Source organism: Pseudomonas sp. KBS0710, assembly GCF_005938045.2.
Taxonomy (GTDB): domain Bacteria; phylum Pseudomonadota; class Gammaproteobacteria; order Pseudomonadales; family Pseudomonadaceae; genus Aquipseudomonas.
Genome location: NZ_VCCF02000001.1, coordinates 3,380,944 through 3,403,232 on the forward strand (window position 1 = coordinate 3,380,944; position 22,289 = coordinate 3,403,232).

Sequence of the window (22,289 nt, forward strand, 5' to 3'; positions counted from 1 at the left end):
TTCAGGCCATGGCGAGAAATTTCTTGCGATACGCCGCTGGCAACATGCCCACGCGCTGCTGGAACAGGCGGCGAAACGAATTGCTGTCTTCATAACCGACCGCGTAGGTGATGCTTTCGAGGGTCATGCGCGTGGACTCCAGCATCTGCTTGGCCCGCTCCAGGCGCAGGGTTTGCACATAACCAATGGGTGTATAGCCGGTTGCCTCCTTGAAACGTCGCTTGAAATTGCGCACGCCAAAGCCAAAGCGCAGCGCCACGTCGTCAATCACCAACGCCTGGGCAAAGTGCTGCTCCAGCCAATGCTGCACCCGCAGGATCTCGCCGTCACCGTGGTTCTTGGGCAACGACCAGAGGGCGTACACCGATTGCTCGGTGCGCACGCCGTCGATCAACAGGTATTTGCCACAGGTCTGCGCAAGTGCAGGTGAACCGAAGCGGCGGATCAGGTGCAGCATCAGGTCCATTGCGGCGCTGGCGCCACCGCTGGTGATCACACGGTTTTCTTCACACAGGATCTGCGTGTCCTCCAGGGTCACGTCGGGGTAACGGCGCCGGAACAACTCGGTAAACGCCCAGTGGGTGGTGGCATGCAGGCCTTGCAGCAGGCCGGTTTCCGCCAGCAAAAACGCTGCAGTGCACATCGATGCCAGCACCGCGCCCTGGGCATATTGCGCGCGCAGCCACGGGCCGTAGGCATGAAAGGTGGGCAAGGCCTGCTTGAGGGTAAACAGGAAACCGGGAATCAGGATCAGGTCGGTGCGGCGCACCTGCGCCGCCGCGCACGCCACCTGTATCTGCAGCCCGCCCCCGGTGGTGACGGGCTGGCCGTCAAGGGAGACCACCACAACCTCAAACGGTGGGCTGTCGGCAAACAAATTGGCGGCGCCGAGCATTTCCAACACCAGGGTGGCGTTGGCGGCGGAGCAATCGTCGACCAGAAGCAAGGTAATGTGCATAAAAAGCCTGTTTGCGTTTTTCGCATGTAATAAGTCATTTGCGCACCTACCTTAGCCGATTCCGGCTCCGTACAGTGCGGCTTCTGATCAACTGCCTGGCACGTTTATGAATCTCTGGTTTCGATTGCTGTTTATGTTGTTCCGTCGGCCCTGGCGCAAGCCCGTGCAGGGTTTGGACACCACGGTGGTGCGCATGCGGGTGTGGCCGCTGGACCTGGATATCAACCGGCACGTCACCAATGGCCGGTATTTCACCCTGGCAGACGTTGCGCGGATGGATTTTGTGCTGCGTACCGGCGCTTTTCGCGTGGCCCTGCGCAACAAGGCGTTGCCGATTGTGGGCGACACCTGGGGCAAGTTTCGCCGCGAGCTGAAGCTGTTTGAAGTGTTCGAGGTACACACCCGCATGCTCGGCTGGGACCACAAATGGAGCCTGATGGAGCACCGTTTTGTCAGCCGGGGCCGAGTAGTGGGTGTGGTGGTAATGCGCGGGCTGTTTCGTTCAGCCAAAGGCACCCTGCCCCCGGCTGACTTTGTGCGCGAACTCGGCTTGGCCGAAACGTCACCGCCCATGCCGCAGTGGCTGAGTGACTGGGCAAACAGTTGTGATGAGATGAGCGTGCAGCTGCGGGCCGAGGAGCAGGTTTGAGCACGGCTAGGCTTTAGATACGAGCTTCTTCAGGTTGGCTTCGCCGTCATCCCTGGCCAGGTGGAGTATCGACGAAAATCATCCCAGTGCAAGTACCGACTCTTGTCGTCGACCGCTTTGCAGAGGCCCGCCAGCTCGATAACTTCCAAGCCGTATTGCTTTAGCAAATCTGCGAAATCGGTTGGCTTATGGATTCTCGCCATCGCTGAAACTCAATTTTCGAAAACTGAGTTGTTCCTTGCGCATGGGGTTGGCGGTGTCAAGGACTATGCAGTCAGACTGTGGGGGGTGCGGGACGCGGAGCGCCCCAAGCGGCGTTCCCACCCGAGCGTGGGAACGATCAGACTGACAACTACCAGCTCTCCCCCAACCCCAACAACCCCAGAATCTGCCGGCGCAAATCCACCAGATAAGCATCATCGCGATGCCGAGGATAGGGCCGATCAATGCTCAACTGCGCCTGGATCTTCGCCGGGCGGTCGCTGAACACGATCACGCGGTTGGCCAGCAGCAAGGCTTCTTCCACGTCGTGGGTCACCAGCAGCGCCGTGTAGCCCTGGCGCTGCCACAGGTCGATAAGCTCCTTTTGCATGGTGATGCGTGTCAGCGAGTCCAGCTTGCCCAGGGGTTCATCCAGGATCAGCAGCCGTGGCTGGTTGACCAGCGCACGGGCCAACGCCACGCGCTGGGCCATACCGCCGGAGAGTTGCCGAGGATAGGCGCGCGCGAACGGGCTGAGGCCGACTTTTTCCAGGGCTTGATCGACCTTGGCCGAATGGGTCTTGAGCAGGCCTTGAGCCTCCAGGCCCAGCGCGACGTTGTCCCACACGCGGCGCCACGGGTATAGGGTCGGGTCCTGGAACACCACCACGCGGCTTGGATCCGGCCCGGTGATGGCTTGCCCGTCGGCGAGCAAACGGCCGGAGTCAGCCGGTTCCAACCCGGCCACCAGGCGCAGCAAGGTGGATTTGCCGCAGCCCGAAGGCCCCAGCAATGCCACGAATTCCCCTGGCGCTACATCCAGGGAAACCCGCTCCAGTACCGGCAAATGCTGGCCGTCCAGTGCAAAGCCATGGCTGAGGTTTTCAATCCGCAGCGCCAGCCCTGCCGAGGGCTGTACTGCCTGTGCCAGCGCTACCATTTCATCGCTCCCTTCTGCCAGGCCAACAAGCGGTCACGCACCAGGAACAAGCCGGTGATCAACCCCGAACACGCCAGCGCCATGATCAATAATGCCGCGTACATATTCGCGTAAGCGGCCCAACCCTGAGCCCATTGCAAGTACCAGCCGATGCCGGATTTAACCCCCATCATTTCCGCCACCACCAAGGTCGAAAACGAGGCGCCCAGGCCCATGAACAGGCCGACAAACACGTGGGGCAACGCGGCGGGAATCGCCACTTTGAAAATCAGGAAGACCGGCTTGGCACCCAAGGTGCGCGCCACGTCGTAATAAGCTTTATCGACACTCGCCACACCGGACCAGGTCAGCACCGTGACCGGAAACCAGGTCGCCAGCGCGATCAGGAAAACACTCGCGCTCCAACTGCTGGGGAACAGGAAAAAACACAGTGGCAGCAATGCCGTCGACGGCACCGGCCCGAGGATGCGCAGCACCGGGTGCAACCAGTAGCCTATGCGCGTGGACCAGCCGATGGAGACGCCCGCGACAAACCCGGTGGCAGCGCCCAAGGCTACGCCCGAACCCAGCAGCAAGGCCGAATGCAGCAGGCTGTCGGCCAGCCGCGCATAGTCTTCGATATACACCGCGAGCAAGGCTTGGGGCGGCGCGAAAAACGGCACCGGCAATAGCGCCAGCTTGGCGGTGAGCAGCTCCCAGATACCCAGCAACACGGGCAAGGCGATCAGCCACGGCCCGGCATTTTTCAGGCGCTGGCCGAGCCGCGAAAAACGCAGGCCCAGCAGGCTCAACACGATGAACAGCGCAGCCACCGCCACGCACACATTGGCCAGCCCTTGGGTCATTGGCCAATTGCGCACGGCATTGGGCCAATAGCTGATCAACAGCGACACGGCCACCCAGGCAGCCACCACCGTTGCGCCCTGCCAACCGGCCTTGAATGCCAGGGTTGGGTTCAGGGTAGTTGCATCAACTGAAGACATCAGCGGTGATCTCCTTGGCAAACTCCACCGGGTCGGTGCCTTTGCTGATCACCTCGACGGTTTTCAGGTCGGTGACATAGGTGGTGATTTCCTGCGTCAATGCCGCACCGACCGCATGGTGACCGTGAGTGTGGTCGTGCAGGATCGCCTGCACTTCTTCAGTCGTGGTATTCAGCGCATAAGCCTGGAAGCCCTTGGCGACTTCTTCGGGGTGCTGCACGGAATAATCATGGGCTTCCAGAATCGCCTGGGTCAGCGCCGCGACCACGCGCTTGTCTTCACGTACCAGCTTGCCGGTGACGCCGACCACGCAGCAGCTGAGGTTGGCGTATTCCTCCACCAGGTTGGTGGACAACTCCCGCGCCACGCCGGACTTGATCAAGCGGTACATGAACGGGTCACTGCCACTCACCGCCTGCACTTCGCCACGCTCCAGCGCGGTGCCCAGCAGGTCGGCCGGGTACAGGCGCCATTCGACGTCGCGCACCGGGTCGACGCCGTGCTTTTTCAGCAGGATCGAAAAGAAGTTGCGGTCGGGGCTGGCCATGTCGGTGACGCCGATAGCCTTGCCCTTGAGGTCTTCGAGCTTATTCACGCCACCGTTCGCCGCACTCAGCAAGCGCAAGCAACCGCCGTGGGTGCCGGCCGTGAGCTTGACGTCAAAGCCTTGCTCCAGCGCCTTGAGCCAACGCAGCGCCATGCCGATGCCGGCATCTGCCTTGCCGGTGGCGATGGCTTCGAGCAGCACTTCGGTGGAGTTGCCGAAGTTGACCAGCTCCACATCGAGGTTGTGCTTGGTGAAAAAGCCCTGGCCGTGGGCGATCACCACCGGCGCCAGGCACACGGCGTTGAGGTTGACCGCCAGTTTGAGCTTGCGCGGCGCGTCGAGGCGGATGAACTCGCCGGTGCCTGCAGGTTCCGCAGGCGTGCCGTGCCCGGCGTGCTCGTCGGCCGCCAAGCCCAGGCTGGGCAGCGCCAGACCAGCCAGGGAAATACCGGCCATGCCGAGCAAGCGGCGACGGGTCAAGTGATCAAAAGCAGCCATGCGCAATATCCCTTTAAATTGATGTACCCAATAAAAAACACCGCATTCAGCCAAGCCCGAGGTGCTCACGCAGCGTCGAACCTTCGTACGCGGTGCGGAACAAGCCCTTGCGCTGCAAATGCGGAATCACACTCTCGACAAATTCGGTGAACGAGCCGGGCAAGTACCCCGGCGAAATCACAAAGCCGTCGCAACCGCCTTGCTCGAACAGCTCGGCCAATTGGTCGGCGATTTGCGCGCCGGTGCCCACCAGTTGCGGCACACGCACGCTGCTGGCGAAGATCCGGCCGAGTTGTTCCAGGGTCAGTTCAGAGCCTTGCATCAGCAGTTTTTCAGCGGCTGCCGCGTGAATCAGCGGCGACTGCGCGACCTCTGCCAGGGTCGCCGACAACGGGAACGGCGACAGGTCCACATTCAATTGCGAAGCCAGCGTTACCAGCCCCAACTCCGGCCGCGCCAGGGCGTTGTGCTGGTCGCGCTTGGCGCGGGCTTCGGCTTCACTGCCGCCAATAAACGGCATCACCGCCGTGAGTATTTTGCAGCTGTCGGCGTCGCGGCCTTGTTGCACCACCTGGGCGCGCACGTCATCGCGAAAGGCGCGCATGGCCGCCAGGTGCGGGTGAATGGTAAAAATCGCCTCGGCCCACCGTGCGCCAAAGCGCCGACCACGCCCGGAAGACCCAGCCTGGATCAGCACCGGCCGGCCCTGTGGCGAGCGCGGGATATTCAGCGGGCCTTCGACCCGGAACCACTCGCCCTGGTGTTGCACCGAGGTAATCAATGCCGGGTCGGCAAGCACGCCGCTTTCGCGGTCGAGCTTGAGCGCGTCCTTGCCCCAACTGTTCCAGAGCTTCAGCGCGACCTCGACGAACTCATCGGCGCGGTCGTAGCGCAGGTCGTGCTCCAAGTGCTTGGCCTTGCCGAACAGGCGCCCTTCGCTGTCATTCATCGAGGTGACGATATTCCACGCCGCGCGGCCCTTGGACAGGTGGTCCAAGGTGGCAAATTCGCGGGCAATATGCGCCGGTTCGTAATAGGTGGTGGAACGGGTCGCGCCCAGCCCAAGCCGGGTGGTCTGGCCGACCAGGTACGAGAGGATCGGCAACGGATCGAGGCGCGTGGCGTCCTGGGCGCCGTAGCGCAAGGCGAACTCACGGGAGCCGCCCATCTGATCGCCCACCGCCAGGCGATCGGCGAAGAACAGGAAGTCGAACAGCCCTTCCTCCACGACCTTGGCGATGCGCGTGTAGTACTCGGGGTCGAGGTAATTGCCGACGGTTTGCGGGTGGCGCCACACCGCGTGGCTGTGCACCACCGGGCCGCTTAACAGGAAGGCTGACAAATGGATCTGGCGGCGTGTGGTCATAAAGCGTCTTCGCGGGTGAATTCGATTTTGATTATATTAATCACGAGTAATTATGAAAGAATCATATAACTCTATGGTTATGCCCGATTGGTCGGACGCTGCAAAAATCGCCCTAAGCTCAGATCGAAAGAGTATTTATCGAATGCTTTTCATAACTTTAAGCTTGGCGCTATTTCGCTGAAGATCGAGCGCGCCATGTCTATTCGTCGTCCCCTCGCCGCTGTTATCGGGTTATTGGCTTTTTCCGTCGCGGTGAGTGCCGAGGCCCAGGAAACCGTGCGCATCGGTTACCAGAAATCCTCGACCCTGATCACCTTGCTGAAAACCCAGGGCACCCTGGAAAAAGCCCTCAAGGCCGACAATATTGACGTGAGCTGGCACGAATTCCCCAGCGGCCTGCCGCTGCTTGAAGCGCTGAACGTGGGCAACGTGGACATCAGCGCCGACGTGGCCGACACCGTGCCGATCTTCGCCCAGGCGGCCCAGGCCAAACTCACCTACTTCGCCCAGGAAGCGCCCTCACCGTCGGCCCAGGCCATCGTGGTGCGCAAGGACTCACCGATCCAGCAGTTGGCGGACTTGAAAGGCAAGAAAATCGCGGTGACCAAAGCGGCCGGCACCCACTATCTGTTGATCGCTGCGCTGGCTAAAGCCGGCCTGGCGTTTGCGGATATTGAACCCGCCTATCTATCGCCCGCCGATGGTCGTGCGGCGTTCGAAAACAACAAGGTGGATGCCTGGGTTACCTGGGAACCCTTCCTCACCAGCGTGCAGCGGCAATTGCCGACACGCACGCTGGCCGACGGTGCGGGCCTTGCCAGCTACAAGCGCTACTACCTGACCGGCACGCCTTACGCCAAGGCGCACCCCGAGGTCTTGAAGGTGGTGTATGAGCAGTTGGAAAAAGCCGGCCAGTGGGTGAAAACCCACCCGCAAGACGCGGCCAAAGTGCTCGGTCCGCTGTGGGGCAACCTGGATGTGGCCACGGTGGAAGCCGCCAATGCGCACCGCAGTTATCAGGTGCAGCCGGTGACGGTGGAGCAGTTGGGTGAACAGCAGAAGATCGCGGATGCGTTCTTCAAGGCGGGGTTGTTGCCCAAGGCGGTGGACGCCAAGGATGTGGATACCTGGAAGCCGTGAAAGTCGGCGCGGTTTAGGTGGGAGCTGGCTTGCCTGCGATAGCGATCTGTCAGCCACCACCGCTATCGCAGGCAAGCCAGCTCCCACAGTTTGATCTCCATGGGTCTTTAGAGCAGGGTGCGGGCCAGGGCTTTTTTCCATTCGGCGTAACGCGCTGACATTTGCCCATCCGCCTGCGGCTCAAACCGCTCACGCTGGCGCTCCAGTGCTGCCAGCGCCTCGTCACTGGCCCAAATTCCGAGCGCCCTGCCCGCCAGGTGCGCAGCACCGAGTGCCGAGACTTCCGGTGACAAACTGCGCACCACCGGGCGTTGCAGCAGGTTGGCCAGAAACTGCATCAGCCAGCGGTTGCGCGTGGCGCCGCCGTCCACCCAAAGCTCCTTGAGCGGGCTGCCGATATCCTGCTGCATCGCCTCGAACACATCACGAATCTGATAGCCGATGGACTCCAGCGAGGCCCGCACCAGATGCGCGCCGGAAGTGGCTTCGCTCAGGCCGCAAATAAGCCCGCGCGCGCCGGCTTGCCAATGCGGCGCGCCGAGCCCGGACAGTGCCGGCACGAAGTACACGCCGCCATTGTCCGGCAACTGCGCAGCCTGCTCGGCCAGGGCCTCCAGCGACTCATCCGCCACCAAACGCGAGGCCCATTGCACGGCGGCGCCGGTGTGCACGATGTTGCCTTCCATGCCGAACGTAGGCTTAGCGCCGTCGTGCCAGGCCAAGGTGGTTGAGAGACCATGGGTGGAAGCAATCGGGCCGCTCATGGGCGTCATCAAGGATGAGCCGGTGCCCAGGGTAGCCTTGACCAGCCCCGGTACAAAGCCGCCCTGCCCGTACAACGCGGCATGGGAGTCGCCGATCATCGCCATGATCGGGATGCCTGCGGGCAAGCCACCGGCTGCGACGGTCTCGGCGAAAAAGCCGGCGCTGGGCTGGATCGGCGCCAGGGCCGCCAGCGGAATGCCGAACAGGTCCAGCAAAACCGGGTCCCAGGCGCAGGTGTGCAGGTTGAACAGTTGCGTGCGCGCCGCGTTGGAATAATCGGTGGCAAATACCTGGCCGCCGCTGAGTTGCCACAACAGCCAACTGTCGACGGTACCCAGGCAGATTTCACCGGCAGCGGCGCGGGCGTGCCCGTTGTCCAGGTTATCGAGAATCCAGCGAAACTTGCCGGCCGAGAACATCGGGTCCAGGGCCAGGCCGGTTTTCTCAAGGATGACGGTTTCGTGGCCCTGCGCATGCAGCTCAGTGCACAGCGCCGTAGAGCGGCGACATTGCCAACTGATGCAAGGCGACAGCGGCTCTCCGGTCGCACGGTCCCACGCCACTACCGATTCGCGCTGGTTACTGACAGCCAGTGCGGTGATCGGCCGATCTACTTGGGCCAGGCATTCATCAATGGCTGCCAATGTGTTCTGCCAGATCAACAGCGGGTTCTGCTCGGAGAACCCTGGCTGGGGATGGCTGATGCTCAACGGCCGCGAACCTCGCGCAATCACCTGCCCGAGTTCATTGACCAGCACGGCCTTGGCATTGCTGGTGCCTTCATCTATCGCCAGGATCAGCGGTTTAGCGTTAGTCATTGGGTTCACCGCACGCGAGTGGCTGCCGCCACAATCCCAGCCGCGTCAATGTTATGCAAGGCACGGGTGGGTTCGCGTGCACCGGCGGCGGCGTATTCACCGTCGCCGATGCCCAGGCGGATCAAAGGAACGCCCAGCCCGGCCTCGGCCAGCACTTCGGCCACCAGGCTGCCGACGCCGCCGTTGATGTTGTGCTCTTCCACGCTGATCACCCCACGCGTGCCGCGCAGGGCGTTAAGCAACACCTCACGCTGCAACGGCCGGATCGACGACAGGTTGATCACCTGCGCCTGAATGCCCTGCTCCGCCAGCAATGTCGCCGCCTCCACCGCTTCATGCACGACCGAACCCAGGGCGACGATGCTTACGTCCGCGCCCTGGCGCAGAATGTCTACCTGGCCTGGCTGGAACTGATAGTCAGCGCCATGCACATCCGGCAAGGCTTTGCCGTCGAGACGGATGTACACCGGGCCTTGATAGCGCAGCGCGTAATCGACGATCTGGCGGCATTCGATGGCATCGGCCGGGGCGAAAATCTGCACATTGCCGAAGCCGCGCATCACCGAGATATCGTCGAGGCTGTGGTGTGTGCTGGCGAGCGGGCCGTAGCTGGTGCCCGCGTTCAAGCCGAACATCTTCACGTTGGCCTGGTTGTAGCAAACGTCGACCTTGATCTGCTCATTGGCGCGCGAAATCAGAAACGGCGCCGCATTGCAGGTGGCAGCGATCTTGCCGCCGAGCGCCAGGCCCGCCGCTACGCTGACCAGTGACTGCTCGGCAATCCCGACGTTAATCAGCCGCTCGGGAAAGCGCTGCACAAACGGGCCGATCTTGGCCGTGGAGGTGGAGTCGCTGACCACCGGCACTACATCCAGGCCCGCCTCTACCGCAGCAATAAAAGCCTCCACCATGACGCTCGCCAGATGTTCACTCGCCATGATTCAACTCCTCCAATGCTGCGCGGATTTCATCGCCCTTGGGCACGCGGTGGTGCCATTCGGGGCGGGCTTCGATAAAGGACACGCCCTTGCCTTTGATGGTGTGGGCGATCAGCACCTGCGGGGCGCCGGTTTGGCTCTGCATGCTTTCCAGCGCCGGGATCAACTGGCTCACATCATTGCCGTCACACTCGCTGACGCGAAAGCCAAAGGCGGCCCATTTCACGTCCAGCGGGTCGAGCGGCATGATCTCGGCAGTCAAACCCGCCAGCTGCAGTTTGTTTTTGTCGACGATCACAAACAGGTTATCCAGCCCGTACTTGGCCGCCGCCATCGCCGCTTCCCAGTTCGAACCCTCGGCCAGCTCGCCGTCGCCGGTCAGCACATAAATGCGTTTTTTACTGCCGGACATCTTCGCCGCCAACGCCAGCCCCACCGCCACCGGCAAGCCGTGGCCGAGGGCGCCGGTGTTCAACTCGATGCCGGGGGTTTTCTGCCGCACCGGGTGGCCGGGCAAGTGCGAGTTGAAGTGCTGGTAAGTCGCCAGCCAGTCGGTGGGGATGTAGCCGGCCTGCGCCAGGCAGCAGTACAAACCGCCGACGCCGTGGCCTTTGCTCTGGATATAGATATCGCGTTCCGGGTCCTGGGTGCGTTCCGGGCCAGTGTTGAGGATGCGGAAATACAGGGTGGCGAGGATGTCGGTTTCCGACAGGTCGGCCCCGGTATGCCCGCCCGCCGGTGAGTCGGCATTCAGGCGGATCACGTGGCGCCGGATCAGGCGGGCCTGTTCTTTGATCTGGTGGGCGTCGTACTGGAAGGCATTCATGCAGCGGCTCCTTTGAGGCTGACCACGCGGGGTGAAAGTGTTCAGCACTGCTTTTGAATATTTATTCAGCACTGACAATATATTTCTATTTAGACGCCGATCTGCCAGCAGGTCAAGTGAGGGATCGGCGGAAAAATGAAATAAAAGCCGGGAAAACCCCTCGGACCAGCGGCCAAAATCCCCCACGCGCTACTCTAAACCGTGGCTTTGCGGCCCATGCAAACAGCGCTTTAACCGCCTGCATGAAAAATTAAGCGCTTGACTTTGACACGGTGTCACTAGAATCTGAATTAACAGTCAGGCATGCATAAATATTCAAGCCGCCTGAATGAACTCCAAAAAAAAATAAGTCAGGAGAACAAAGTGGACGCCAAAGCCTCTGTCCATCCGGCCGATCTCAAGCCGACCCGCCGCCCGCGGCTGGTGAAATTGCTCCCCAGTAATATCGGTGGCCCGCTGATCGGCCTCGTACTGCTGGTGCTGGTCTTCTCCTTCAGCTCCGAATTCTTCTTCTCCTTGCGCAATGGCCTGAACATCCTCGATCAGGTCACCGTGCTGGGCATCCTGGCGATTGGCATGACGGCAGTGATCGTGATTGGCGGTATCGACCTGTCAGTGGGTTCGGTGCTGGCCTTCTCGATGATGATGCTCGGCTGGTTGTATCAGGACCAGGCGGTGCCGCTGGGCTTTGCGATTCCCATCGCGATTGCCAGCGGCATGCTCGCCGGGCTGGTGTCCGGTGGGCTGATCACCTACGCCAAGCTGCCGCCGTTTATTGCCACTCTGACCATGATGTCGGTGGCCCGTGGCCTGGCGAACATTCTTACCGAAGGCCGGCAGATCGTCGGCTACCCGGACTGGTTCACCAGCCTGGCCACCGTGCGGCACTTTGGTTTCCTGTCGGCAACCGTCGGCTTGTTCCTGGTGATGCTGGTGGTTGCCTGGGTGTTCCTGCGCTTTCGTGCCGGTGGCCGCAACCTCTACGCCATGGGCGGCAGCCCGGAAGTGGCGCGCTTGTCGGGCATCAAGGTGCGCGCAATTACCTTGTGGGTGTACGCCGTGAGCGGTGCGCTGGCCGGTATCGCCGCCGTGACCCTGGCTGCGCGTCTGGACTCTTCGCAACCCAGCGCCGGGCTGAGCCTGGAACTGGACGCCATCGCCGCCGTGGTGATCGGCGGCGCCAGCCTCAGCGGCGGCGTCGGCAGCATCGGCGGCACCCTGGTCGGCGTGCTGATCATTGGCGTGCTGCGCAATGGCCTCAACCTGCTGGGCGTTTCGCCCTTTATTCAACAAGTGGTGATCGGCGTGGTCATCGCCCTCGCCGTAACCATCGACACCCTGCGACGCCGCTCCAGCACTGCCCGTTAAACCTGTTCGACAGTTGACACCCTCCAACAATAAAACCAGGAGTCACCGACATGTTCAGCCCCAAGAAACTGCTTATCGCTACTGCTCTGGCTGCCGCAACGCTCACCGCCGCCGGCACCACCTGGGCCAAGGACCTGACCATCGGCCTGGCCGTGGCTAACCTGCAGGCCGACTTTTTCAACCAGATCAAGCAATCGGTAGAAGCCGAGGGCAAGGCCAAGGGCATCAAGGTGATCACCGTGGACGCCCAGGGCAACTCCTCCACCCAGGTCAGCCAGATTGAAGACCTGATCACCCGCCAGATCGACGTGCTCATCTACATCCCGGCCGGCGCCACTGCTGCGGGTGTGCCGGTAAAAGCCGCCAAGGCGGCGGGCATCCCGGTGATCGCTGTGGACCGCAACGCGCCTGACGCGCCGGGCGATACCTTCATCGCCAGCGACAGCGTGGCAGGTGCCAAGGCGCTGGCTGAATATGTCGGCAAAATCACCAACGGCAAAGGCCGCATCGCCGTGTTGCAAGGCCAGCTCGGCACCACGCCCGAGATCGACCGTGCCAAAGGCTTTGAAGAGGGCCTTAAAGCCTTCCCGGACCTCAAGATTGTCGCCCAGCAACCCGCCGAATGGGCCCAGGACAAAGGCTTCGCCGTGGCCCAGGACCTGCTCCAGCGTGACCCGAATATCAGCGTATTCTTCGGCCGCGCCGACGCCATGGCCTTGGGCGCTGCCCAGGCGGTGAAAGTCGGCAACCTCGACCACAAGGTCGTGGTGGTCGGTTTTGACGGTGACGTGGCCGGGCTGAAGGCCGTGGAAAGCGGCGTGCTGGATGCCACCATGACCCAGCAGACCCAGAAGATGGGCCGCCTGGCCGTGGCCTCGGCGATTGACCTCAAAGCCGGTAAAGCCGTGCCCAAGGAGCAACTGCTGCCCACCGTGCTGACCACCAAAGACAACGTCGCGCCGTTCCTGCAACAGCACCCGTAAACCTGGGAGGTCGCCATGCAAGCAGCAGCTCTGGACACAGCAGCCGACGCGGTGCTGTGCCTGCGCAACATCAGCAAGGCCTATGGCCCGGTGCAGGTGCTGTCGCAGGTCAACGTGGATATCCGTCCCGGCGAAGTACTGGCCTTGCTCGGCGAGAACGGCGCGGGCAAATCCACCTTGTCGTCGATTATCGCCGGGCTGGTGCAACCCGAAGCCGGCGGCAGCATGACCTGGCTGGGCCAGGCCTACGCACCCGCCTCACCGGGTGCGGCATTGGGCGCGGGGATCGGTTTGATCCACCAGGAAATCCGCCTGCTGCCGCAATTGTCGATTGCCGAGAACATCTTTGTTGGCCGCCTGCCCATGCGTCACGGGCGGGTCGACCGCGAGTACATCGAAGCCCAGGCGCAGATCCAGCTGGAGCGCCTGGGGCTCAACGTGCCGGCATCGCGCAAGGTCGAAGGGCTGAGCGTGGCGGCGCAGCAACTGGTGGAAATCGCCAAGGCGCTGACCCTCAAGGCACGCCTGCTGATCCTGGATGAACCCACCGCCGCGTTGGGCGGCGAAGAAACCGAGTTGCTCTTTCAACAAGTCGAGCGGCTCAAGGCCGAGGGCGTTTCGTTTATCTATATCAGCCATCGCCTGGAAGAAATCGCACGCATCGCCGACCGCGTGCTGGTGCTGCGCGACGGTCGCCAGATCGCCCTGCACGCCACGGCCCAGGTGCCGGTGCGTGAGTTGGTGGAGCAGATGGTCGGGCGCAGCCTGGAGCGGATTTTCCCCACGTTGCAGGCGCCCAAAGAGCAGGTGATGTTGCAGGTCAAGGGCTTGAGCTGCCGTGAGTTTGCCCTGCATGACATTGATTTCAGCGTGCGCGCCGGTGAGGTATTCGGCATTGCCGGAGTGGTCGGCGCCGGGCGCACCGAACTGGTACGCACCATTGCCGGAGCGGCCCAGGACATCCAGGGCCACATGCAGCTCGATGGCCAAGTTCGCCAATTGCGCTCGCCGTTCGAAGCGATCCAGGCCGGTGTGGTGCTGGTGCCCGAAGACCGCAAGCAACAAGGCGTGGTGGTGGAGCATCGCATCGAAGACAACCTGATTTATGGCAACACCGACCTGCTCGATAAGCGCGGCTGGGTGTTCCCTGCCCCACTGCGCGAGTTTGCGCGCACGGCGGTGGCGCGCCTGGGCGTGAAAGGCGCGCCGCAGTCGCGAATTTCGAGTTTGTCCGGTGGCAACCAGCAGAAAGTGATCATTGCCAAGTGGCTGGCGCGCAACCCCAAGGTGTTCATCCTCGATGAGCCCACACGCGGGATCGACGTGGGCGCACGCGCCGCGATTTATGAAGTGATCGCAGACCTGGCGGCCAAGGGCATGGCGGTGATTGTGGTGAGTTCGGATCTGGATGAAGTGCTGGGGCTGTCCCATCGGGTGATGGTCATGAGCCGGGGGCGGCAGATGGGGATTCTGGAACGCGGCGAGGCCACGCCGGTTTCGGTGATGGAAATGGCCACCGCTTAACCCGCAAACACTAGAGATCAACTGTGGGAGCTGGCTTGCCTGCGATAGCGGTGGCCCAGCCACTACAGATGTGACTGAACAACCGCTATCGCAGGCAAGCCAGCTCCCACAGGGGTTGTACTGTGATTTCAAGAATGGAGTAATGCATGCAACTTTTTAGTCTTAACGGCCAAGTCGCGTTTGTGACCGGTGCCGGCAGCGGCATCGGCCAGGCCATCGCTGTGGGCCTGGCCGAAGCCGGCGCCGACGTGGCCTGCTTTGACCTGCCCGGCAGCCCCGGCATCGCCAGCACCGTCGAACGCATCCAGACCCTCGGCCGTCGCGCCCTGGCCTTGAGCGGCACGGTCACCGACCGCGCCACCCTCGACGCAGCCGTGGCCCGCACCGAAAGCGAACTCGGCGAGTTGAGCGTGGCGGTCAATTGCGCCGGCATTGCTAACGCCCAAGCCGCCGAAGACCTGGAACTGCAACGCTGGCAGGCCACGCTGGACATCAACCTCACCGGCATCTTCTTGAGTTGCCAGGCCCAGGCCGCCGTGATGCTGCCGCGTGGCAAAGGCGCCATCGTCAATATCGCCTCGATGTCCGGCAGCATCGTCAACCGTGGCCTGCTGCAGGCGCACTACAACACCTCCAAGGCCGGCGTGATCCATCTGAGCAAAAGCCTGGCGATGGAATGGGCCGACAAGGGCCTGCGGGTCAACTGCATCAGCCCCGGCTACACCGCCACACCCATGAACTCGCGGCCGGAAGTCGCCGACCAGGTGAAGATCTTTGAACAGACCACGCCCATGGGCCGCATGGCCAGCGTGGACGAAATGGTCGGCCCGGCGATCTTTCTGGTCAGCCAGGCGTCGTCCTTTTGCACCGGCGTCGACTTGTTGGTCGATGGCGGTTTTGTCTGCTGGTAAACCTTTTTTTGGAGCCTGTCATGTCGCAACGATTCAGCGGTAAAACTGTAGTCATCACCGGTGCCTGCCGTGGCATCGGCGCCGGGATTGCCGAGCGCTTCGCCCAGGAAGGCGCTCACCTGGTGCTGGCCTCCAACGACCTGGAACGCGTGACCTTCACTGCCGAGCAATTGGCCAAGGAATACCAGGTCGAGACCCTGGCCCTGGGCATCGATGTGACCTGCGAAAGTGACATCGAAAAGCTTTACCGCGAAGGCCACGCACGTTTTGGCAGCATTGATGTATCGGTGCAGAACGCCGGCATCATCACCATCGACCACTACGACAAAATGCCTCGCGCCGACTTCGACAAGGTGCTGCAGGTCAACACCACCGGCGTGTGGCTGGGTTGCCGTGAAGCCGCCAAATACATGGTCAAGCAAGGCAGTGGGCGGCTGATCAATACTTCGTCCGGCCAGGGCCGCCAGGGGTTTATCTACACACCGCACTACGCCGCGAGCAAAATGGGCGTGATCGGCATCACCCAGAGCCTGGCGCTGGAGCTGGCGCGGCATAACATCACGGTCAACGCCTTTTGCCCCGGCATTATTGAAAGCGAGATGTGGGACTACAACGACCGCGTGTGGGGCGAGATCCTCAGCACCGAGGAAAAACGTTATGGCAAAGGTGAGTTGATGGCCGAATGGGTCAAGAACATCCCCCTGCGCCGCGCCGGCAAACCCTCGGATGTGGCCGGGCTGGTGGCGTTTCTGGCCTCCGATGACGCGGCTTACCTGACGGGCCAGGCAATCAATATCGACGGCGGCCTGATCATGTCGTAAGGGTTTGGTATCCTCACCGGCATTGAAACATCAACTGAGGCCTTCATGAGCCAGATCGAAGAACAGCGCCTGATCACCAAGATCGCGAGCCTCTATTACGAAGAAGGGCTCAAGCAGTCCGAAATCTCCGCGCAGCTGGACCTTTCGCAGTCTTTTATCAGCCGCGCCTTGCGCCGGGCGCTGCAGGAAGGCGTGGTGAAGATCAGCGTGATGCGCCTGCAAGGCCTGCACCTGGAGCTGGAAACCCAGTTGCAGCGCCGCTACGGAGTGCGCCAGGTGGTCGTGGTGGAAGCCACCGAGCCGGGCAACGACGAAAGCATCAAGCAGGCCATCGGCTCGGCCGCCGCGCATTACCTGGAGACCAGCCTGTCGCCCCAGGACCACATCGGCATTTCATCGTGGAGCAGCACCATCCGCGCCATGGTCGGCCATCTGCATGCGCAACCGGGCAAGCAAGGCGCCCAGGAAGTGGTGCAATTGCTCGGTGGCGTCGGCAACAAAGGCGCGTTTGAAGCCACCTTGCTCACCCAGCGCCTGGCCACCCTGCTCAACTGCCCGGCGTTTTTGCTGCCGTCGCAAAGCATCGAGCAATCGGTGGAAAGCAAGCAGCGCATTGTCGAGATGGAAGAGGTCAAGGAGGTGCTGCAGCGCTTTGACAGCATCACTCTGGCGATTGTCGGCATTGGTGACCTGGAGCCCTCGCAATTGCTGCGCAACAGCGGCAACTACTACACCGAAGACATGCTGCGCCTGCTGGCCGAACGCGGCGCGGTGGGTGATATCTGCCTGCGCTACTTCGATGCCCAGGGCAACCCGGTGCTGGAAGAAGACGAAGAATTTGTAGTGTCGGTGGCGCTGCCAAAATTGCGCTCGATCCAACGCGTGCTCGGCCTGGCCGGCGGGCTGAACAAGGTGCAGGCCATCCGCGGCGCGCTCAAGGGCGGCTACCTCGACGTACTGATCACCGACCTCGACACCGCCCAGGCCCTCAACCACTAACCCTTTTTTGGAGACAGCCGCTCATGACGTCCAAGCTCGAACAACTCAAGCAATTCACTACCGTGGTCTGCGACACCGGCGACCTGGAAGCCATCAGCCGCCTGCGCCCGGTGGATGCCACCACCAACCCGTCGCTGCTGCTCAAGGCCGCCGCCATCCCGGAATATACCGAACTGCTGCGCAATGCCGTGAGCCTGTCCAAAGGCAATGTGGACCTGGCCTGCGATCACTTTGCGGTGTCGGTGGGTGCGGGCATTCTCAAGGTGATTCCGGGGCGTATTTCCACGGAAGTCGACGCACGCTTGTCATTCGACGAAGACGCGTTGTGGGCCAAGGCCAACCAGCTGATCGCCCTGTATGACCAGGCCGGTGTCGGCCGCGACCGCGTGCTGATCAAACTGGCCTCCACCTGGGAAGGCATCCGCACCGCCGAGCGCCTGGAAAAAGCCGGTATCCAGACCAACCTCACGCTGCTGTTTTCCTTCGCCCAGGCCCAGGCCTGCGCCGATGCCGGGGTGTTTTTGATCTCGCCGTTCGTGGGCCGCATCTACGACTGGTATCGCAAAAACACCGGCCTGGACTACACCGGTGCCGAAGACCCAGGCGTGCAGTCGGTAACGCGTATCTACAACTACTACAAGGCCAACAACATCGACACCGTGGTGATGGGCGCAAGCTTTCGCACCTTGAGCCAGATCGAAGAACTGGCCGGTTGCGACCGCCTGACCATCAGCCCTGACCTGCTGCAAAAACTGGCTGACGATAACGGCGTGCTGCAACGCAAATTGGCGCCGGGCGCAGAAGGCGAAGCGCGCCAGCCATTGACCGAAGCGCAGTTCCGCTGGGCGTCGAATGAAGATGCGATGGCGACTGAAAAACTGGCCGAAGGCATTCGCCAGTTTGCGCGGGATCAGGAGAAGCTCGAGTCGGTGCTGGCTGCGCTGTAAGGGTCTAAAACCGCATGCGGTCAAATGTGGGAGCGGGCTTGCTCGCGAAGGCGCAGTGTCAGTCAACTCATCTGTAACTGACCCACCGCATTCGCGAGCAAGCCCGCTCCCACAGAAAAGCAGATTGCCAATGTTCCCACGCTCTGCGTCCGCTCTTGGGTTAGTGACACTAAGCGTCGCAGGATGTATGTATGCCTCGCTTGGGAACGATCAACGTAAACTTATCGCAAAACGTTATAAAAACCTGTGAATTATCACAGTACACGGCGCCGATGATGCTTATTAGTCTGTGGTGGCAAACCACCTTAAAAGGAGCATTATCATGCCAATCGTCGAAACTTACAGGGGTTATCAAATTGAAGAGGGACTAACGGGCGGTCGTTACGACAGCAATAACAACCTGGTCGATCAATCCACCTCCTACACGGTCATCAGCCCAAAAGGAGAAAGAAGCCTGACCCAATCGACGTTAGCCCAGGCAAAAAGCTATGTTGATCTGAAGTTCTCGCCTCCTCCCTCCCAGCAAACCCATCACGACTAAGCGAGCGCATTTGCTGATGTGCAGATGAAAACCCGGCTGTATTTGTCATTCAAATACGGACACTGTCACCTGCGCAACATCCCAATCCGCAGCTTATAGGAATTGCTCAGACAGCCCACTCTAAGAGCCGCAGGTATGAGGCTGTTCTGCCAAACCTAACACCCAATTATATCGCTAAAAAGTATATAAACCTGTGATGCCTGACAGTACCAACCCATTCTAAACAGGTCTATATTCAATCTATAAAATAGAATACTCCTCACAGACCACATCCATACCTGCCAGTTAATAAAACAACTTAAAGAGGAAGAATGAGATGGCGCTTATCGAGAGCTACAAAGGCTATGAAATTCACGACGGCCTGACCGGAGGGCGTTACGACGCTAATAATAACTTGGCTGGTCAAGTAATAGCTTATACTTACACCCGGCCAGACGGATCTACTTGCAAATTTACTAAAAGTTCGCTGAATGAAGCCAAAAAGGCTATTGACGATGAACTATCGCCACCCAAAAACACCGGCAGAATACATTGAGATATAAGGATAGTCGTAGGGTATTTAAGATATTGGGAAATACCCTACTCCTCTCACCGTATCGATTCGCTATCTTTTAACAAACAGGACCAGCAACCGCATTGTCGGGACGCTACACCCGTCCCAAACCGCCGAATCGCCAGGCAATACCCGATCAACGATGCCCGCGCCGCCGCACACCAGCAAAATCAGGGTCACGGCGCCACCGCCCATGCCGGCCACGCCTTCGACGAAGGGTTCGATGTAGCTATAAGCGGTGAATTGTGCGGTGACGGTCCCAGCCAAAATACCAGGGCGTGCAGTCGGTGACGCGTATCTACAACTACTACAAGGCCAACACAATCGACACCGTGGTGATGGGCGCCAGCTTCCGCACCTTGAGCCAGATCGAAGAACTGGCCGGTTGCGACCGCCTGACTATCAGCCCTGACCTGCTGCAAAAACTGGCTGACGATAACGGCGTGCTGCAACGCAAATTGGCGCCGGGCGCAGAAGGCGAAGCGCGTCAGCCATTGACCGAAGCGCAGTTCCGCTGGGCGTCGAATGAAGATGCGATGGCGACTGAAAAACTGGCTGAGGGGATTCGCCAGTTTGCGCGGGATCAGGAGAAGTTGGAGGCGGTGCTGGTTGTGCTGTAAGGATCTAAAACCGCATGCGGTCAAATGTGGGAGCGGGCTTGCTCGCGAAGGCGCAGTGTCAGTCAACTCATCTGTAATTGACCCACCGCATTCGCGAGCCCGCTCCCACAGAAAAGCAGATTGCCGTACAGGCGAATGATCCAAATTTTAGATCCCACCCATTTGCCTGTTGCCCCTGAGAACCTCGCACGTTAACCTTTCAACTCGCAGCAAACGCTGCGATTGGACTTGGCGGTCCGACCAGATATAGGCGCAACAGCGCCCCCAACACGATTGCAGGCGCTTTTTTTGCGCCCGTGATTTCGTGCAATGGCGGGTTGCGCAGGGACTTCTTCGGAAGTGCCGGGTCCTATATCCCCGGTCCGCCAACCTTGCGTAATCCGCCACCCTAATTCTGCTTGGCGGCAGAAGGTGACGGCTCATTCAGATATAGGAGCAAGATCCATGACCGCACAAGATCGGTATATGCCCATCACAGGCCCCGATTGCACTATCCCTACCCTGCTTATCGACACTCAGGCACCACTGGACGCACTGCATGATGCCGCGGTGTTTCGCATACGGGCAGTCACTCAATTTCTGGAGAACCTGGCGCTTCGCGATGGGCTCAGCAGCGACGCAGTCGTGCTGCAGGACTTCGCGTTGCTGTTGAGTATTCCACTGCGTGACGGTTGCGATTTACTCGATGTGATTGGGCGAAGATTGCGAGCGTAGGGCTGTAAAGAAAAATGGGCGACCTCTTGGTCGCCCTCTAACTGCCGCGTCTGGAATGACTCAAAACGGCCCTTTCGTCATCACCCGCTCATCAATGAACCCGCGCAACATGCCGATCCGCTGCGTATAAGCAGCGCTCAGGCAACTGACTTTCGCCCCGCAGGCATGCCGTTGTTTGAGCCATTCGGCCTGCCCATCCATCAATGAACCGCGCCCGCCCATGGCCATGAAGTGCTTGTTCAGGTCGTAGAGCAACGCCATGGTCACGTCCTGGTCATTCAGGCTGACGTTTTTGCAGATGGTGATTTCATCAGGTGCCCGAGCCTTGGCGCAGTCGAAACTGGCGGCAACGCTCGAAGGACTGAGCAACAGCGCAGACACGCTGGCAAGCATCGCGAAAACAGCAGGTTTGATCATCAATCGTTACTCCTCAGTTACGCACCACACCCGTCCCGAACTTGCGAATCGCCAGGCAATACCCGATCAACGCCACCGCCGCCAACGCCCCGCCCGCCACGCCGATCCAGGCGAAGCCGAAGTGGCTGCCGACCCAGCTGCCCATCAGGGCGCCGCCGCCGATGCCGATGTTGTAGATGCCGGAGAACATTGCCATGGCCACGTCGGTGGCGTCGGGTGCCAGCACCAGTACCTTCGATTGCATCGCCAGGCCGAAGCCCATGATCGCCATGCCCCAGAAAATGCTCAGTACCACCAGGTACGACTCGGCGCCGCTCAAGGGCAGCATCAGCGTCAGGCAGGCCGCGAGCAGGAACACTGCGCTGACCACGAAAATATGCGGGTTGAAACGGTGTACCAGGCTGAACAACAGCGAGCCGATGATGCCCGCGCCGCCGAACACCAGCAAAATCAGGGTCACGGCGCCGCCGCCCAGGCCGGCCACGCCTTCAACGAAGGGTTCGATGTAGCTGTAGGCGGTGAATTGCGCGGTGACGGTCATGGCGGTGAGCACGTAAAGCGCCACCAGCGCCGGGCGTTTGAACAGCAACGGCAGGCTGCGCAGCGAGCCGGAGTTCTGGCTCGGCAGCGGCGGCAAGGTGCGCGCCAGCCAGAACACCAGGGCGCCGGCAAACGCGGCGATCACCAGGAAGGTGGTGCGCCAGCCCATGGCTTCACCGAGCAGGCGGCCCAGCGGAATGCCCAACACCATCGCAAGGGACGTGCCCGTGGCCAATAACCCAAGGGCTTGCACCTGTTTGCCTTCCGGCGCCAGGCGCACGGCCAGGGACGCGGTAATCGACCAGAACAGCGCGTGGGACAACGCAATGCCGATGCGACTGACCATCAGCAGGCCAAAACTGTTGGCGATGCTGGAGAGGATATGGCTGGCGATAAACAGGCCGAACAGCACGATCAACAACTTGCGCCGCTCGACGTTACGCGTCAGCAGCATCACCGGCAGCGAGGTCAACGAGACGATCCAGGCATAGATGGTGAGCATCAGGCCGACGCTGGCGATGGGCATGTCAAAGCTCGCACCGATGGCGCTGAGCAACCCGACGGGCACGAATTCGGTGGTATTGAACACAAAGGCGGCCAGCGCCAAGGCGATGACCGGTTGCCAATTGGCTTGGGGGGTGGCGGCTGAAATGCTCATTGGCGGGCGAGATACTCTGGCGATGATCCGACGGCCGCGCAGAACAGCGCCGCCGCCGAGCATT

General features: G+C 61.0%; 22 protein-coding genes and 2 pseudogenes. 13 read left to right on the forward strand and 11 right to left on the reverse strand.

Annotated features, from left to right (window positions below; all coding sequences use genetic code 11):
* Position 1: 1 nt before the first annotated feature.
* Complete coding sequence (locus tag FFI16_RS15095) at positions 2-958, reverse strand: GlxA family transcriptional regulator (protein WP_138815625.1); 957 nt, start codon at positions 956-958, stop codon at positions 2-4.
* Between the two features lie 106 nt (positions 959-1,064).
* Here FFI16_RS15095 and FFI16_RS15100 point away from each other — a divergent pair, with 106 nt between their 5' ends.
* Complete coding sequence (locus FFI16_RS15100) at positions 1,065-1,607, forward strand: acyl-CoA thioesterase (RefSeq protein WP_138815624.1); 543 nt, start codon at positions 1,065-1,067, stop codon at positions 1,605-1,607.
* Between the two features lie 352 nt (positions 1,608-1,959).
* Here FFI16_RS15100 and FFI16_RS15105 read toward each other — a convergent pair whose 3' ends face one another.
* From FFI16_RS15105 to FFI16_RS15120, 4 genes are read right to left on the reverse strand one after another with little or no spacing between them, the layout of a single operon-like run.
* Positions 1,960-2,748, reverse strand: a complete 789-nt coding sequence (locus FFI16_RS15105; RefSeq protein WP_138815623.1) for an ABC transporter ATP-binding protein — start codon at positions 2,746-2,748, stop codon at positions 1,960-1,962.
* Positions 2,742-3,731: an ABC transporter permease gene (locus FFI16_RS15110; protein ID WP_138815622.1), complete on the reverse strand. Its 990-nt coding sequence runs from the start codon at positions 3,729-3,731 to the stop codon at positions 2,742-2,744. Before FFI16_RS15110 ends, FFI16_RS15105 begins: the two co-directional genes overlap by 7 nt.
* The gene (locus FFI16_RS15115; protein ID WP_138815621.1) at positions 3,718-4,776 is read right to left on the reverse strand and encodes an ABC transporter substrate-binding protein; all 1,059 of its coding nucleotides are present in this window, start codon (positions 4,774-4,776) and stop codon (positions 3,718-3,720) included. The genes FFI16_RS15110 and FFI16_RS15115 overlap by 14 nt, the downstream gene beginning before the upstream one ends.
* Positions 4,777-4,822: 46 nt before the next feature.
* The gene (locus FFI16_RS15120) at positions 4,823-6,142 is read right to left on the reverse strand and encodes an LLM class flavin-dependent oxidoreductase (protein WP_138815620.1); all 1,320 of its coding nucleotides are present in this window, start codon (positions 6,140-6,142) and stop codon (positions 4,823-4,825) included.
* Between the two features lie 195 nt (positions 6,143-6,337).
* On the opposite strand from FFI16_RS15120, the gene FFI16_RS15125 reads away from it, so the two are divergent.
* Positions 6,338-7,282: an aliphatic sulfonate ABC transporter substrate-binding protein gene (locus FFI16_RS15125; RefSeq protein WP_138815619.1), complete on the forward strand. Its 945-nt coding sequence runs from the start codon at positions 6,338-6,340 to the stop codon at positions 7,280-7,282.
* Between the two features lie 107 nt (positions 7,283-7,389).
* Here the strand turns inward: FFI16_RS15125 and FFI16_RS15130 are convergent, their stop codons facing one another.
* Genes FFI16_RS15130 through FFI16_RS15140 form a run of 3 tightly spaced genes read right to left on the reverse strand, consistent with a single transcriptional unit; the run spans position 7,390 to position 10,629 of the window.
* On the reverse strand, positions 7,390-8,865 hold the full coding sequence (locus FFI16_RS15130) for an FGGY family carbohydrate kinase (protein ID WP_138815618.1): 1,476 nt from the start codon (positions 8,863-8,865) through the stop codon (positions 7,390-7,392).
* Positions 8,866-8,870: 5 nt separating this feature from the next.
* Complete coding sequence (locus FFI16_RS15135; RefSeq protein ID WP_138815617.1) at positions 8,871-9,803, reverse strand: transketolase family protein; 933 nt, start codon at positions 9,801-9,803, stop codon at positions 8,871-8,873.
* Complete coding sequence (locus FFI16_RS15140) at positions 9,793-10,629, reverse strand: transketolase (protein ID WP_138815616.1); 837 nt, start codon at positions 10,627-10,629, stop codon at positions 9,793-9,795. The genes FFI16_RS15135 and FFI16_RS15140 overlap by 11 nt, the downstream gene beginning before the upstream one ends.
* A 363-nt stretch (positions 10,630-10,992) precedes the next feature.
* Here FFI16_RS15140 and FFI16_RS15145 point away from each other — a divergent pair, with 363 nt between their 5' ends.
* From FFI16_RS15145 to FFI16_RS15185, 9 genes are all read left to right on the forward strand, one after another.
* Positions 10,993-11,997, forward strand: a complete 1,005-nt coding sequence (locus FFI16_RS15145) for an ABC transporter permease (protein ID WP_056857913.1) — start codon at positions 10,993-10,995, stop codon at positions 11,995-11,997.
* A gap of 50 nt (positions 11,998-12,047) precedes the next feature.
* Positions 12,048-12,980, forward strand: a complete 933-nt coding sequence (locus tag FFI16_RS15150) for a sugar ABC transporter substrate-binding protein (RefSeq protein WP_138815615.1) — start codon at positions 12,048-12,050, stop codon at positions 12,978-12,980.
* A 15-nt stretch (positions 12,981-12,995) separates the two neighbouring features.
* Positions 12,996-14,504: a sugar ABC transporter ATP-binding protein gene (locus FFI16_RS15155; RefSeq protein ID WP_138815614.1), complete on the forward strand. Its 1,509-nt coding sequence runs from the start codon at positions 12,996-12,998 to the stop codon at positions 14,502-14,504.
* Between the two features lie 146 nt (positions 14,505-14,650).
* Positions 14,651-15,415 (forward strand): SDR family oxidoreductase, encoded by a 765-nt coding sequence (locus tag FFI16_RS15160; protein WP_138815613.1) that lies wholly within the window; start codon positions 14,651-14,653, stop codon positions 15,413-15,415.
* Positions 15,416-15,435: 20 nt separating this feature from the next.
* A complete protein-coding gene (locus tag FFI16_RS15165; protein ID WP_138815612.1) occupies positions 15,436-16,236 on the forward strand; it encodes an SDR family oxidoreductase in 801 nt (266 codons plus the stop codon).
* Positions 16,237-16,281: 45 nt separating this feature from the next.
* Complete coding sequence (locus FFI16_RS15170; protein ID WP_138815611.1) at positions 16,282-17,235, forward strand: sugar-binding transcriptional regulator; 954 nt, start codon at positions 16,282-16,284, stop codon at positions 17,233-17,235.
* A gap of 23 nt (positions 17,236-17,258) precedes the next feature.
* A complete protein-coding gene (gene tal, locus FFI16_RS15175; protein ID WP_138815610.1) occupies positions 17,259-18,182 on the forward strand; it encodes a transaldolase in 924 nt (307 codons plus the stop codon).
* A 322-nt stretch (positions 18,183-18,504) separates the two neighbouring features.
* Positions 18,505-18,723: a hypothetical protein gene (locus FFI16_RS15180; RefSeq protein WP_138815609.1), complete on the forward strand. Its 219-nt coding sequence runs from the start codon at positions 18,505-18,507 to the stop codon at positions 18,721-18,723.
* 316 nt (positions 18,724-19,039) lie between these two features.
* Complete coding sequence (locus tag FFI16_RS15185) at positions 19,040-19,258, forward strand: hypothetical protein (RefSeq protein WP_138815608.1); 219 nt, start codon at positions 19,040-19,042, stop codon at positions 19,256-19,258.
* 144 nt (positions 19,259-19,402) lie between these two features.
* Here FFI16_RS15185 and FFI16_RS15190 read toward each other — a convergent pair.
* Positions 19,403-19,546, reverse strand: a pseudogene (locus FFI16_RS15190) (sugar transporter); the annotation flags it as partial.
* A gap of 5 nt (positions 19,547-19,551) precedes the next feature.
* On the opposite strand from FFI16_RS15190, the pseudogene FFI16_RS15195 reads away from it, so the two are divergent.
* Both FFI16_RS15195 and FFI16_RS15200 read left to right on the forward strand, forming a co-directional pair.
* A pseudogene (locus tag FFI16_RS15195) lies at positions 19,552-19,896 on the forward strand (transaldolase family protein); the annotation flags it as partial.
* Positions 19,897-20,361: 465 nt separating this feature from the next.
* Complete coding sequence (locus tag FFI16_RS15200) at positions 20,362-20,610, forward strand: hypothetical protein (RefSeq protein WP_056858072.1); 249 nt, start codon at positions 20,362-20,364, stop codon at positions 20,608-20,610.
* Positions 20,611-20,670: 60 nt separating this feature from the next.
* On the opposite strand, the gene FFI16_RS15205 is transcribed toward FFI16_RS15200, so the two are convergent.
* Together FFI16_RS15205 and FFI16_RS15210 are read right to left on the reverse strand one after the other, a co-directional pair.
* Positions 20,671-21,027 (reverse strand): lysozyme inhibitor LprI family protein, encoded by a 357-nt coding sequence (locus tag FFI16_RS15205; RefSeq protein ID WP_056857920.1) that lies wholly within the window; start codon positions 21,025-21,027, stop codon positions 20,671-20,673.
* A 13-nt stretch (positions 21,028-21,040) separates the two neighbouring features.
* Positions 21,041-22,225, reverse strand: a complete 1,185-nt coding sequence (locus FFI16_RS15210; RefSeq protein ID WP_138815607.1) for a sugar transporter — start codon at positions 22,223-22,225, stop codon at positions 21,041-21,043.
* Positions 22,226-22,289: the final 64 nt, after the last annotated feature.

What these genes read in the sequence shown, in the direction of transcription:
- FFI16_RS15170 (WP_138815611.1), top strand. Translation starts at nt 16,282, where the DNA reads ATGAGCCAGATCGAAGAACAGCGCCTGATCACCAAGATCGCGAGCCTC.
- FFI16_RS15180 (WP_138815609.1), top strand. Translation starts at nt 18,505, where the DNA reads ATGCCAATCGTCGAAACTTACAGGGGTTATCAAATTGAAGAGGGACTA.
- FFI16_RS15165 (WP_138815612.1), top strand. Translation starts at nt 15,436, where the DNA reads ATGTCGCAACGATTCAGCGGTAAAACTGTAGTCATCACCGGTGCCTGC.
- FFI16_RS15125 (WP_138815619.1), top strand. Translation starts at nt 6,338, where the DNA reads ATGTCTATTCGTCGTCCCCTCGCCGCTGTTATCGGGTTATTGGCTTTT.
- FFI16_RS15130 (WP_138815618.1), bottom strand. Translation starts at nt 8,865, where the DNA reads ATGACTAACGCTAAACCGCTGATCCTGGCGATAGATGAAGGCACCAGC.
- tal (WP_138815610.1), top strand. Translation starts at nt 17,259, where the DNA reads ATGACGTCCAAGCTCGAACAACTCAAGCAATTCACTACCGTGGTCTGC.
- FFI16_RS15200 (WP_056858072.1), top strand. Translation starts at nt 20,362, where the DNA reads ATGCCCATCACAGGCCCCGATTGCACTATCCCTACCCTGCTTATCGAC.
- FFI16_RS15100 (WP_138815624.1), top strand. Translation starts at nt 1,065, where the DNA reads ATGAATCTCTGGTTTCGATTGCTGTTTATGTTGTTCCGTCGGCCCTGG.
- FFI16_RS15210 (WP_138815607.1), bottom strand. Translation starts at nt 22,225, where the DNA reads ATGAGCATTTCAGCCGCCACCCCCCAAGCCAATTGGCAACCGGTCATC.
- FFI16_RS15150 (WP_138815615.1), top strand. Translation starts at nt 12,048, where the DNA reads ATGTTCAGCCCCAAGAAACTGCTTATCGCTACTGCTCTGGCTGCCGCA.
- FFI16_RS15185 (WP_138815608.1), top strand. Translation starts at nt 19,040, where the DNA reads ATGGCGCTTATCGAGAGCTACAAAGGCTATGAAATTCACGACGGCCTG.
- FFI16_RS15095 (WP_138815625.1), bottom strand. Translation starts at nt 958, where the DNA reads ATGCACATTACCTTGCTTCTGGTCGACGATTGCTCCGCCGCCAACGCC.
- FFI16_RS15135 (WP_138815617.1), bottom strand. Translation starts at nt 9,803, where the DNA reads ATGGCGAGTGAACATCTGGCGAGCGTCATGGTGGAGGCTTTTATTGCT.
- FFI16_RS15110 (WP_138815622.1), bottom strand. Translation starts at nt 3,731, where the DNA reads ATGTCTTCAGTTGATGCAACTACCCTGAACCCAACCCTGGCATTCAAG.
- FFI16_RS15160 (WP_138815613.1), top strand. Translation starts at nt 14,651, where the DNA reads ATGCAACTTTTTAGTCTTAACGGCCAAGTCGCGTTTGTGACCGGTGCC.
- FFI16_RS15105 (WP_138815623.1), bottom strand. Translation starts at nt 2,748, where the DNA reads ATGGTAGCGCTGGCACAGGCAGTACAGCCCTCGGCAGGGCTGGCGCTG.
- FFI16_RS15155 (WP_138815614.1), top strand. Translation starts at nt 12,996, where the DNA reads ATGCAAGCAGCAGCTCTGGACACAGCAGCCGACGCGGTGCTGTGCCTG.
- FFI16_RS15120 (WP_138815620.1), bottom strand. Translation starts at nt 6,142, where the DNA reads ATGACCACACGCCGCCAGATCCATTTGTCAGCCTTCCTGTTAAGCGGC.
- FFI16_RS15115 (WP_138815621.1), bottom strand. Translation starts at nt 4,776, where the DNA reads ATGGCTGCTTTTGATCACTTGACCCGTCGCCGCTTGCTCGGCATGGCC.
- FFI16_RS15205 (WP_056857920.1), bottom strand. Translation starts at nt 21,027, where the DNA reads ATGATCAAACCTGCTGTTTTCGCGATGCTTGCCAGCGTGTCTGCGCTG.
- FFI16_RS15140 (WP_138815616.1), bottom strand. Translation starts at nt 10,629, where the DNA reads ATGAATGCCTTCCAGTACGACGCCCACCAGATCAAAGAACAGGCCCGC.